Below are 12,196 nucleotides of genomic sequence, written 5' to 3' on the forward strand. Positions count from 1 at the left end.
TGCCGATGCGATCTGTGAGCGACCGTCATCCCTGCAGCGTTTCCATTGCGCAATCGACGGACCGCCGATCCAGGCACAGATCGAGCCCGACCTCGCCGGTCAGCGGGATGCGGCGCGTGAGAGATGGGCACTCGGACTGAGGCTTCCGTCGAGCCCGGTTGCACGTTCGAATAGGTAGAGGTGCGACCGACACCGCCAACCCAGCAAGTTCTAAAACATACCCCTACTCCTCCCGAACCACAGTCAGCATTGCTACGCTGATCGGAGGGCGGTTGGGCGTATATCCCCCCATCCAAGACCGCACTGAGGACATCAACGCTTGGAGGGCGAGTGCACCTACTTCTACTCACAGAGCCAACGTTCATGGGCCGGACGGCTGGCACATGGGAAGCTTTAGGGACCTGGGCGACAGCGGTAGTCGCACTAGGAGCCGCATACCTAGCCTTAAAACAGATAAGGGCAGCGGAGGAGATCCGACGGAAGGAGTCTTGGCCCTACGTAGCGATTTACATGGAGACCGTTGAATCCATGCCGCAATTGGTAGAGCTGGTCATTAAGAATTTCGGACAGACTGTGGCCACTGCGATTGAGATTAAACCCGACAGACCGCTGCTGCAGACCTCTGGTCCTTCGGGCCAAGGATCTAGAGAAGTTGAGATCCCGAGCAGCATCCCCACATTGGCTCCTGGTCAGGCGTGGCGGACGCTTTGGGACTTCGCCCCCACCAGAACCAACGCCGCCCTTCCCACTCAATACCATTTTAATATTAGTTACCAGAGTCCGGACGGTGAGAAGCACTCCCACACCTACGAACTTGATTGGGCTACGCATCTCGGTCGGAGGTGGGTCGCCGTTCGAACCGTGCACGACGCAGCCAAGTCGCTCGCGAAGGTTGAGAAGACAATTGCCAAGTGGAGCGAAAGCGCCCGTGGAGACATCTCAGTCTACGTACGAGACGGAGATAAGAAGGACGCTGAACGGCGCGAAGCCATAGAACAGCAGGACGACGAGTTCGCAGCATTTAGAGCACGGAATAGAGATAGAGAAGCGATGTCGACTGAGTTCGACGCCGAAGATGACGACTCACGACCAGCGACCGATGTGAACGGCGTCGACTGACGCTTTACCGGGTGCGGTTCTGTATCACTGCACCCGGTAACTACATGGTTTGGTGATCGGGGTTCGTGGCTCGGGTTGGTTGGTGGTGGGTCGAACTGGGCGATCGGGGGCCGGTGTCTGAACGACGACGGCAGCGCCGAACGGGAGCGCCGCCCGGAGCGGAGCGCAGCGCAGCGAGCACCGCCCGGGACGGCGCCACGCTCGGGGCGCCCGCCGACGCTCAGCCAACGCCACCAAGGCGCAGTTGCTCCCAGCCGACCAGGCGGCCCACGTCCTCCGCTGACATGTCCAGCACGTTCCCCAGGTCCTCCAAGGTCTCCTCGCCCCGGACAGCGCACGTACGGGCGTGAGTGACGGTGGCGGCGTGCGCCCGGTTCGTGAGCGTTGCGGCGTGGCACATGCGCTCGAACGGGTCCAGGTTCGGATCGGTGGCGAGTGCTGCGAGCTCTGCAAGTGATCGGCCCATGTTGGGTGGCTCCTGTCGGTACTGAGGGTTCGGGACGGTTGAGGCGTCCGGAACGGCGCCTCGACCATGTGTCGACAGGGTGCGCTCGGGGGCGGTGGGTCAAGGGCGTAGAGCGCAGACACGGGGAGCGCAGCGGAGCATGTCGGAGCGTCCCTTGAGGCTCCGCACACGAGTGCAACAGCACCGATGGAAACTGGCCGGGGTGGACGGGACCCAGGCCCCCACGGTGGGGCCGTCATCGACCAGGCGTCGGCGCCCTCAGGAGGGGGTCAGATTGACGACGGGTCGCCAACGCAGGGTTGGTGTGCCCCCACCCCTCCGGCCATGGAGCGGTCGTGGTGCTACTCCGTGGCTCGATGGTCGCCGATCCACTTATCGATGCCCTCCCACGCCCGGAACAGCAGGTCGATGCGCTCGGCCGAGCCAGCGGGAACGTCAGCTGCCGGAAGCACTCGCCATGCCAGGTGCAGCGTCTTGTCCTCGGGCAGGGACGCCCACAGATCCGGGACCGTGAAGATCTCATCGAGGCCGGTGTGGGCAACCAGAACAACGTCGGCGTCGGGGCAGGCGCTGATGGCTGCCAGGGTGCCCGCCGGGCGGGGCGCCAGGAGGTAGGTCATCGACTCTGCTCGGCGAGCGGCTTCCTCGTGACCGTCGCTGCGCAGCCGCTCGATGGCACGAACCCGGCGGCCCTCGGTGAAGTTGCCACCCTCGGGGAAGATGACAAAGGCATCCCGGTTGGTCATTCCTGTCGCCAGCTCTGCAATAGCTGACACCGCGTCGCTGCCCGGGGCCGGGTTTGTCTCGATAAACCGGTTGGGAAGCCGGTTGAGCAGGATGTCGAACACCGGGTCCAGCTGGAGCGTCGCCTTGGCGACGATCCGGGGACGGCGCCCCGCCCAGGACATGACCTCGTGGAGCAGCAGAAACGAGTCGGCGGGGCCAGCGTGGCGGCTGAGGACGATCAGCGGCGCATCGCTGATCCTGCCATCGCCAGAATCGGTGGGCAGCGCCGTTCCGTCCTGGTCGATACTCAGCGAGAACAGTCGACTTCCCGTGTATACGAGAAGCCGCAGGGTCCAACGCAGCAGCCGGTAGTGAGCGCTGACGAACGCCTCCGAGGACAGCTTCCAACCGAACCCCGACGCCAACCACAGCGCCAAGGCGGAGATGGTCACCGCCACCTCGACGAACAGGTAACAGGTGGCCAGGCCGAGCAGCCGGAGTGCCCGCCACTTTCCGGGCAGCCGATACGAGACGACCAGGGCGGCGATGACGAACAGCGGCACTGTCGTGATGTAGAGGATGAATGCCAGCAGCGGCAGCGGCCAAAGGACGATGCGGCGCAGCCAGCGCGGCGGCAGCTTCACGGTTCGATCGAGTTCAGGTAGTCGATCGAGGCCGCATAGGACTGATCGATCCGGCGCTCGATCGACTCCGAGTTTCCCCGCCGGTACTGGCTGACGTCGTTGAACGTCTTCGGGTCGCCGGTCGGCAGGACGTGCACGGCAATGTTGTCCGGAAGGTTGCGCATCGACTCGGTGAAGCGGTGTCGGCGGGAGATCTCAAAGGCCACCATGGCGACCTCCCACGGGTTGGACGGCGGCGCCAACGGTGCCTCCACCCGCCCCACCTGCAGCACGTAGATGGTGGTCGCACCGTGGGCGATCGCCCGGTCGAGCGGAATCGACGAGACGAGCCCACCGTCGAGGAAGTGCTCGCCGTCGATCTCGACCGGGGGAAACATGCCCGGCACGGCAGACGAGGCCAGGATGGCCTCGACCAACGGTCCGGTAGAGAAGTAGTGGGCCGTAGCGTGCTCGATGCTTGCTGCGACGCATTCGAAGTTGACCGCAAGGTCGTCGATGCGGCGCACGGGCAGGATCTCTTCGAGGAGCTCCCGCAGCACCCGGTTGTCGCTCAGGTGGGTTCCCGACCGGGCGAAGGTGGCAACCTTGGAAAAGATCGAGCCCCCAAACACCCCCGAGCGGTCGAGCGTCGTCCACAGCTCGGTCAGCGCCTCGACGCTCCGGCCGGACGGGTCGGCAGCGATTATCGCCCCGTTGATCGACCCGATCGAGGTGCCCACCACCAAGTCGGGGGTGATGCCGACTTCGATCAGCGCTCCGAGCATCCCCACCTGGTGGGCACCGAGGTCGCCGCCGCCGCCCAGGACAAATGCGGTAGCGGATGGCATCGCCTCTTTCTACACTGCGCCTCGCCGAGACACACCGTTTCCGGGCAGCGAGACCTGCGGCGTCGGCGGCTGACCGACGATGGCGTCGGCGGCCGGCTGGAGTACGCGGGCATTCCCTCGGCAGAGCCGAGGGAATGCCCGACGCTCTCGTTCGTCACTCACTCAGCTGACGGTGAACTCGCCGATCTGCGTAGGAGGCTTCGGAGAGTCCTGCGCATCCTCGGTGGACAGGTAGCCGTAGTTGCCAGCGGGAAGGTCCAGTACCAACCACACCATCTGACCGGGTTCGACCACGTCGACCCCGCCCATCAGCAATCCACCCTTGGCGTTTTCCACCGACTTGCCGTTGGACATCGTCTCATTGACCGCTTTGAGGTAGCCCTCGATCGTCGCTCCGTCATCCAGCTTCACGAGCTGGATGTTGTGGACCTTGGCCCCGGTGTTCTCCACTGCGAACGTGCCCTTGCCCTCGAAGCCGTCGGGCATCGTGATCGCCTTGTCGTCGATGGTGATGGTGCCGTCGCTGTCGGGCCTTTCATCCGTGGAGGGTTCTCCGGTCACCTTGAACTCACCGATCATTCCCATGGCGAAGTGCGGAGTTCCGTCGTCGGTGGTGAAGAAGCAGATGGTTGCGTAGTTGCCCTCCTTCAGGTTCTGGGTGATGACGGTGCTCTGCTGGCCTGGTCCCAGTTCGGCCGGCGTGCCGTACCCCGTATCCTGCGGGTCAGCCAACAGGCTGTTGACCGCGCTCTCATCGGGCGACTCAAGGGCCTTTTCGAATTGGTCGCGGGTAACGCCATCGTTCAGTCGGGCGACCACCATCATGTGAGACTCGTCGTCGGTGTTTTTGAAGGTGATGGCTGCCACACCGGGGCGAAGGTCGCCGGAGACGTCATATGACATCCCCGGAGCCGTGATCGTAATGGCGTTGGCGATATCGGCCCCTCCGCCGGATTTCGCGGGAGTGGCGTCAACGGCATCCTTCTCGGTCGTCGAGGACTTGGCAGAAGCATCGGAGTCGGAGGAGCAGGCGGTGAAACCAATCAATAGAAAGGCTGAGGCCAAAAGGGCCAACCAGCGAAGCCGGCCGGTACTTCTGGGGGCTGAGGGACGACTGGGGCTGGGTGAATTCATCATGACGGTCCTTTGCTGGTTTGGTGCAGCTACATCGTCACGAGCACAGCGTCCCGTCAGCATCGGTCCGGTGTCCCGAAGATCCGGGAAATATGTCCCGGGACAAATTTCTGTCCCGGGAGTCCGCAAAGAAATTGCCCACAGCCACCGCTGTCCCGGCGACCATCGAGGAGCTGCATCATTCGGTTGCAAGCTCCCTGTATCCGTGCGATGTTGGCTTCGGAGGTCGCCACCATGTCAGTGAGCACCGCTACCACCGGGCCTTTCCGCCTCAGCGCCCGCCAGGGTGACGCCAAGACGTTGCTCTCCTGGGACCTCGACGAGGGGGCGACAACGGGGCTCGCGGGATTTACGATCAGCGCCCAACCGCCTGGCGGTGCGGCGTACTTCCTGTACAACCGCCTCACCTTCGCCGATCCATCTGCACATGCCCAGGATCCTGCGCAACCGACCAGGGCATCGATCAACTCGCCGTTTCACACCTTTCGGTGGGTGCACCATCCCGGCCTGGTGCACCAAGGACTTCAGCCCAACCTCGGCCGGTACACCTACACCGTGACGCCCCGCTATTTTGTCGACCGGTCGATGGCGCCGATCGATCGTGCCCTGGGAGCCAGCCTGGCGATCGACGTGGCACCGTTCCGCAAGGGCCGCCTGCGGGTCGGCTTCACCCGGGGGTTCGTCCAATCCCAAGCGTACGCAGACCACTTCGGCCCCAAAGCGACGTTTGAGCCCCACAACCCGGAGCTCGTGTGGGACACCTCGCAGATAGCCGGTGTCGCCACCAACGGCACCAGCTTCACCTTCGAGGACGAGCACCGCTGGCTCGGCTTCACCGCACGGCCGCTCATCCTCGAGCTGTTGGACGAGGTTCGAGTCGACCCGGACATGACGCTCGACGTGTTTGCCTACGATCTGAACGAGCCGGCGATCCTCACGCGCCTTCTCGACCCCACGCTGGCCGCCCGCACCCGCATCATCCTTGACAATGCTGCGCTGCACCACGACGCGAAGCCTCCAGCGTCGGGCGGACGCAAGCCCGAGGACGAGTTTGCGGAGCGGTTCGCCGCGCTACCCGGGAGCCAGCTCAAGCGGGGTCACTTCGGGCGCTACAGCCACAACAAAGTGCTGATCGCTTCGCGCAAGAACAGAGCCCGGAAGGTGCTGACCGGCTCGACCAATTTCTCCACCACCGGCCTCTACGTCAACTCCAACCACGTGCTGGTGTTCGACGACCCAAAGGTGGCCAAGACCTACCGGACCGTGTTTGACGCTTCGTGGGAGGGCGACGTCACCCGACGGTCCTGGATCGAAACTGGGCTCGACCAGTCGGCCGTCTCGTTCGTCACCGCACACGTCCCCAGCACCACGATCCACTTCTCACCCCATTCCAACGAGAACGCCACTTCGATCCTCGGCAGGCTCCTCGGCCGCCTCGACCGGGAGACGACGGCGACGCCCGCATCGGGCCGAAGCGTTCTCTTCGCCGTCATGGAGCTGAACACCCGACGAAAGAAGGGATCGCCGCCAGCGAGCGACGACGAGCGGCGGGCGGGCAACCCCGTCTACTTCGCCCTCAACGAACTGCATGCTGACCCGGCCTGTTTCAGCTACGGCATCTCGGACAACCCGGACGGCATCAAGCTGTACCGGCCCGGACAACCCGGCGGGGTGCTGGTCACCGGCAAACCCACCGCGGTTCGGCTACCCCCTCCCTTCAGCCAGGTTCCACGCGTGGCCGGCCACCAGATCCACCACAAGTTCGTGGTGTGTGGCTTCAACGGTGAGGCGCCGGTCGTGTACTGCGGATCGTCCAACCTGGCGCTGCGCGGAGAACAGGTCAACGGGGACAACCTCATCGAAATCAACGACCCCGACGTGGCCACCGCATTTGCGATCGAGGCGATCGAACTCGTCGACCACTTCAACTTCCTCGATGGCTTCAGCACGCACGGATCCTCCCAAAAGATCAACACGGCCAGGCCGGTCGAAGCCGCCGCCAGGATCGGCTGGCACCTAGGCACCACCGACCTCTGGGTACACAAGTTTTACGATCCGGACGATCTCCGCTGCCGCGACCGCTGCCTGTTCGCCGAGCAGTTCGCCAATCCTGTCGCCACAGCGTCCTGATCAGACGGAAGGCGCAGACAACCCGTCGGCGGGAAGGCTCACGAAGGCGCGCACGAACGGTGAGCGGTGACGTTGACCCGCGTCGATGTCGACGGTTACCTCCGGATGCAGCGCCAGCAGTTCCTCACAGGCAACCCGAGCCTGGAGCCGGGCCAGATGGCTGCCGATGCAGAAGTGCGGGCCGCTGCTGAAGGCCAGGTGGCGGGGGATCGCTCGGCGCACATCGAGCCGGTCGGCATCATCGCCGAACTCCCGCTGGTCGCGGTTGTCCGAGCCGTAGAGCATCATCACCTTCTCCCCAGCGGGGATCGTGGTGTCGTGGATGGTGACGTCCTGAATAGTTGTTCGGCACAACCCCTGCACGGAGGACTCGAGGCGGAGGAACTCGATGATCGCACCGGCGATCACGGCCGGGTCGTCCACCAGCACCGCCCGCTGGTCGGGCCGTTTGCTCAGCAGCGCAACGCCGTGGGAGATCAACGACGCGGTCGTGTCGCTGCCACCAGCGACCACCACAAAGCAGAAGCCGAGAATGTCCCAGTCGCTGAGGCGCTCCCCGTCGATCTCGGCGGCGACCAAGGCCCCGATCAGGTCGTCGGCCGGTTGGCTTCGGCGCGCCTCGATCTGCTCACTGAAGTACCCGAGCATCTCGGCCACCGCGCCCTTGCCGTCGATCTGGCCGATCCGAAGGCCGTCGTTCTGGATCGCTGTGAGCGCCTGCACCCACGGCCCGAAGCGCAGGCGGTCCTCCTCGGCGACACCGAAGAGCTCGGCCAGGACGTAAGTCGGGATCGTGCTGGCGAACTCCTGGTGCAGATCCACCGGCTCGTCGTCGGCCGCACGTTCGCCCAGGTGAACGAGCCGGCGGCGCACAAAGCTGCAGATGATGCCCTCGAGCTCGGCGACCCGTCTGGCAGTGAAGCCGCGCCCGATCAGCGCCCGCAGCTGGGTGTGGACGGGTGAATCGAGCATCACCGGGTTGGGCGGGAGCCCAAGCTGGCTGATCTCGTCGGGGTAGAAGGTCAAGCCCTGAGCCGACGAGAAGTGCTTCTGTGATCGCACCGCGTCCCAGATGTCAGCGACTCGGGACAAGGCCCAGAAGCCCGGAACCTTGACGGTCGCCCGGTGGTAGTGGACGGGATCGTCATCGCGCAGCTTGGCGCACGTGGGGTACGGGTTTTCGAGGAACTCGGGGTCCAGCGGGTCGTAGCGCAGGTTCATGTAACCACCCTTGTTGGTAACAACGGCTGTTGCTCTGCAACCGCCGCGAGCGTCACGCAGACGGTTGGCTGTGATGGCTTCGCAGCGTCAGAGGCGTGCAAACGGATCGTGGTCGTCGATGGCCGCGCACGTCCGCTCGGCCATGGCGAGGAACATCGCATCGCCCCGGGGGGTCTTGTCGGCCACCGCCCAGCCGAACACCACGATCAACAGGCCTTGAAGCATGGCGTAGGCGTAGTCATCACGACACTCCTCCAGCGAGTAGCCCTCAACCCCGTAGGTCAGCAGCGCCTCGTGGTAGGCCGCCAGCACCGACTCTTCGCAACTGCGCCGCAACTCCGGTTCGAGGCCGGTCGAGCACAGAAACGCCAGATCCCGGGCGGGAAGGCCAAAACTGATCGTCTGCCAGTCGACCGCGGCCACGTCGCTGCCGTCCGGGGCGAACATCAGGTTGTCGAGCCGGTAGTCGCCATGAACCGGCCCATGCCGTTCCGGACGACCCAGCAGCCAGGCGCCCGCCACCGCCGGGACCCGCTCGAACACAGCCCGATGCTCGACAGCCAGCCGGTCACCGAAGTAGTCGAAGAACATCTCGTTCATCGGCGTCATCACCTCGCCGAGCATCGCCGCGCCGTCCGGATCCAAGACGTTCAGCCCGCCTGGTCCGACCAGGGTCGGGTCGCACCAGCGGGGTCCGTGCAGCCCGGCAACGTTCACCGCAGCCGCTCTGGCCTGTTCGGCGCTGCAGCCCAGGATCTGATCGCCTTGCCGGCGCGGCGCCAGGTCCTCGAGCAGCAGGACGAAGTCGGTGCAGTCGTCGTTGGTCCACGACGCCCAGCACCGAGGCACCCGCACCGCAACCGTCGATGCGATGTTCCGGTAGAAGTCCACCTCGGTCCGATAGCTGCCGGCCGCCATCTCCCGCTTGTCGGTCGGTCCGGCGGCGATCTTGGCCACGAGGGTGCCGGGCAGCTCACCCCGGTCCCCAGCAATGCCAAGCCCGATCCGGTAGCTCGCGCCCATCTGTCCGGTGCCGACCGCCTCGATCGTGATCGTCTCGACGACCACGTCGTGGCCGGCACCTTGCAGCAGCTCGGTGACCCGCGATGCCGTGATCGGCTCGCTCGGCGCCACGGCGCCGTGCTGCACACCGCCGCTCACGACCAAACCGCCCTACGCCGCCGGGTGAGCAAAGAGTTCAGGGCGTCCATCCCGAGAAGGTAGACGTTGGCAACGGGCTGATGATGCGGCCGTGGGACGATAGACCGACTGCTGCCGGACCATCGAGGAAACCATGCCTGAAACCCCCGCTGACCAGCCCAACATCAGCCGTGTCTGGATGGGCGCGGATGATGCCCTCGGCGATGACGACGCCGTTGGAGTTGCCGACCGGATCTCATCGGGCGAAATCTCCGCTGCCGAAGCGGTCGATGCCGCCATCGAGCGGGCCGAACGGGCGGAGCCGCTGATTGCGGCCTTTGCCACGACCGATTTCGATCGAGCGCGCCAGCGGGCGAGCGGGCAGGTCACAGGGCGATTCGCCGGCCTGCCCACCGCTATGAAGGACCAGACAGCAGTGGCCGGGCTCCCTCTCGGTCTCGGTTCGCAAGCGCTCGATGGTGCCGGGCCGTCCGTCTCATCGTCGCCGATCACCAAAGTGTTCGAATCGGTGGGGACGATCAGCCTTGGCACCACCACCCTGCCGGAGTTCGGATTGACGTCGTCTTCGGACTTTCATCACGGACCACCGACTCGCAATCCGTGGAATCGTGACCACATCGCCGGCGGATCCTCGAGCGGGGCTGCTGCCCTGGTCGCAGCCGGAGTGGTGCCCATGGCACACGGAGGCGACGGTGGTGGTTCGATCCGCATTCCTGCCGCCGCATGTGGTTTGGTCGGCCTCAAGCCCAGCCGAGGCCGACTCCCCCATGAGAACGATGTCGCCCGGTTGCCCGTGAAGATCTCGGCCTACGGTGTGCTCTCTCGCAGCGTTGGCGATCAGTGCGCGTTCCTGGCAGCCGCTGAACGGTACTTCCCCCAGCCTGCGTTACCGCCCGTGGGCCTGGTCGATCGACCGCTCGACCGGCCGCTGCGCATCGGGGTGTTGTCGACCAGTCCGGTGAACCGAACCCCAGCGTCGTCGGTTGTGGACGCTGTCGCCGACACTGCCTCGCTGCTGGAACAACTCGGTCACCACGTGACCGTGATCGACGAGGCGAGCGAGGCGACCACCCAGGCGTTCGGTGATGACTTCGTGCTGTATTGGGCGTTCCTTGCCGGCGCCCTCGCCGTGGGCGGTAAGAAGCTCATCAATCCCGCCTTCGACTCGACGAAGCTGACGTCATTCACTCGGGGACTCGCCAACCACGCCCGTCGAAATGTTCATCGCATCCCGGGAGCGATTCGGCGGCTCAAGGCAGCGCCCGAGCTCTACCACCGGCAATTTGGGGCGTGCGACGTGGTGCTCTCGCCAACCGTGTCCGACCCCGCACCAACCCTGGCCTACCTCGGCAAAGATCTCGACTACCAAACTCACATGGACCGCCTGATGCGATGGGCCGCCTATACGCCGCTCCACAACGTTGTCGGAGCACCGGGCATCAGCCTCCCCGTTGCGCTCGACCTCGACCTCATGCTGCCAGTGGGAGTCCATTTGGCCGCCAGGGTCGGACAGGAACGGCTCTTGTTGGAACTCGCTCTTCAGGTTGAGGAGGCCCGCAGCTTCCCGAAGCTGTCCGACTTCGCCTGACGAGGGTCTGCGGCTGATCTGGACGAGCGTCGCTCTGGCCTTCTCGGGTGGGGAGACGTGCCACTCAGGCTTGGGGTACGCGAATGACCTGGCCCACAGCGATCTGATTGGGGTTGGTGATGGTGTGGGGATTGGCTGCGAACAAGCGGTAAAGAGGTTCCCGTTCCCGCACTCGGCAGCGGCGATTCCCCGGAGTGTCTCCCCTGCCTGGACATGGTGTTCCCGGTAGGCGGTGTAACCCGGCACAATCTTCGCACCGAGAATCGCCGGGACGATGACCATGTGGGGCATGCACCACCACCGTCCCCGCCCCCGCTGTCCGACGGTTCGGCCAAGATACGATCACCTGACGGACCTGGGGACCCCGAACCGCATCTGCGACCAGAAGCGGTCGCTGGACTGGCCAGGTGTGAAGGGAGCGAGAGTGTTCAACCTCGACGGCCGGGTGGCCCTGGTGACCGGCGCCGGCCAGAACGTGGGGGCGGGCATCGCCCGACTTCTGGCCGGCCAAGGTGCTGCGATCGCCGTGAACGACCTGCGCCCCGACCGGGCGACCCACACGGTCGAGCGGATCACTGCCGACGGGGGGCGGGCGGTGGCGGTGGGCTTCGACGTGACCGATCACGAGCAGGTGACTCGAGGCGTGGCCCAAGCCGAGCTGGCACTGGGCCCGGTCGACATCCTGGTCAACAATGCCGGCAGCGGTGGGGCCGAGGAACTGGTTCCCATGTCGTTTCGAGACACGGACCCAGCGTCGTGGCGGGGTCCGATCGACGTGAACCTCTTCGGCGTCCTGCACTGTTGCCGGGCCGTGATCAACGGGATGGAGGATCGCGGGTGGGGCCGGATCATCACCATCTCCTCCGGCGCCGCTGTCACAGGACTCGATTTCGGGGTGTCGACCTATGCCGCGGGAAAGGGTGGGGCGATCAGCTTCATGCGCCACCTGGCGGTGGAGAGCGCGTCGAAGGGGGTCACCGCCAACACGCTCGCCATCGGTCTGATGGGCAACCCCGACCCGGAGATCACCGCTTTCCTGGCCCGACGGATCCCGGTCGGGAGGACGGGCGAACCCGACGATGTGGGCCACGCCTGCGTCTATCTCGCGTCAAACGAAGCTGCATGGATGACGGGTCAGACCATCCAGATCAACGGTGGCTCCAACACGACCTGACGATGG

The 12,196-nt window shown here is 65.1% G+C and carries 10 protein-coding genes; 4 read left to right on the forward strand and 6 right to left on the reverse strand.

Going from position 1 to position 12,196, the window contains the following annotated elements; genetic code table 11:
• Positions 1-330 precede the first annotated feature (330 nt).
• Positions 331-1,119 (forward strand): hypothetical protein, encoded by a 789-nt coding sequence (locus PKD89_RS04235; RefSeq protein WP_324332282.1) that lies wholly within the window; start codon positions 331-333, stop codon positions 1,117-1,119.
• Between the two features lie 220 nt (positions 1,120-1,339).
• On the opposite strand, the gene PKD89_RS04240 is transcribed toward PKD89_RS04235, so the two are convergent.
• The 4 genes from PKD89_RS04240 to PKD89_RS04255 all read right to left on the reverse strand — a co-directional run bounded on the left by PKD89_RS04240 (position 1,340) and on the right by PKD89_RS04255 (position 4,856).
• Complete coding sequence (locus tag PKD89_RS04240) at positions 1,340-1,585, reverse strand: hypothetical protein (protein ID WP_289012351.1); 246 nt, start codon at positions 1,583-1,585, stop codon at positions 1,340-1,342.
• Positions 1,586-1,926: 341 nt separating this feature from the next.
• Positions 1,927-2,955: a 1-acyl-sn-glycerol-3-phosphate acyltransferase gene (locus PKD89_RS04245; RefSeq protein ID WP_289012350.1), complete on the reverse strand. Its 1,029-nt coding sequence runs from the start codon at positions 2,953-2,955 to the stop codon at positions 1,927-1,929.
• Positions 2,952-3,782, reverse strand: coding sequence for a patatin-like phospholipase family protein (locus PKD89_RS04250; RefSeq protein ID WP_289012349.1), 831 nt, complete (start codon positions 3,780-3,782; stop codon positions 2,952-2,954). Before PKD89_RS04250 ends, PKD89_RS04245 begins: the two co-directional genes overlap by 4 nt.
• A gap of 162 nt (positions 3,783-3,944) precedes the next feature.
• A complete protein-coding gene (locus tag PKD89_RS04255) occupies positions 3,945-4,856 on the reverse strand; it encodes a hypothetical protein (RefSeq protein ID WP_289012348.1) in 912 nt (303 codons plus the stop codon).
• A gap of 294 nt (positions 4,857-5,150) precedes the next feature.
• Between PKD89_RS04255 and PKD89_RS04260 the strand changes: the two genes are divergently transcribed.
• Positions 5,151-7,046: a phospholipase D-like domain-containing protein gene (locus PKD89_RS04260; RefSeq protein WP_289012347.1), complete on the forward strand. Its 1,896-nt coding sequence runs from the start codon at positions 5,151-5,153 to the stop codon at positions 7,044-7,046.
• On the opposite strand, the gene PKD89_RS04265 is transcribed toward PKD89_RS04260, so the two are convergent.
• Both PKD89_RS04265 and PKD89_RS04270 read right to left on the reverse strand, forming a co-directional pair.
• Positions 7,047-8,267, reverse strand: a complete 1,221-nt coding sequence (locus PKD89_RS04265; RefSeq protein ID WP_289012346.1) for a cytochrome P450 — start codon at positions 8,265-8,267, stop codon at positions 7,047-7,049. It lies immediately after the preceding gene.
• 87 nt (positions 8,268-8,354) lie between these two features.
• On the reverse strand, positions 8,355-9,428 hold the full coding sequence (locus tag PKD89_RS04270; RefSeq protein WP_287380260.1) for an aminoglycoside phosphotransferase family protein: 1,074 nt from the start codon (positions 9,426-9,428) through the stop codon (positions 8,355-8,357).
• Positions 9,429-9,561: 133 nt separating this feature from the next.
• On the opposite strand from PKD89_RS04270, the gene PKD89_RS04275 reads away from it, so the two are divergent.
• Together PKD89_RS04275 and PKD89_RS04280 are read left to right on the forward strand one after the other, a co-directional pair.
• Positions 9,562-11,016, forward strand: coding sequence for an amidase (locus PKD89_RS04275; protein WP_287380258.1), 1,455 nt, complete (start codon positions 9,562-9,564; stop codon positions 11,014-11,016).
• Positions 11,017-11,440: 424 nt separating this feature from the next.
• Positions 11,441-12,190, forward strand: coding sequence for an SDR family NAD(P)-dependent oxidoreductase (locus PKD89_RS04280; RefSeq protein ID WP_289012345.1), 750 nt, complete (start codon positions 11,441-11,443; stop codon positions 12,188-12,190).
• The last annotated feature ends 6 nt before the right edge of the window (positions 12,191-12,196 follow it).

The sequence above is a fragment of the Candidatus Neomicrothrix sp. genome (assembly GCF_035329545.1).
Taxonomy (GTDB): Bacteria; Actinomycetota; Acidimicrobiia; order Acidimicrobiales; family Microtrichaceae; genus Microthrix; species Microthrix subdominans.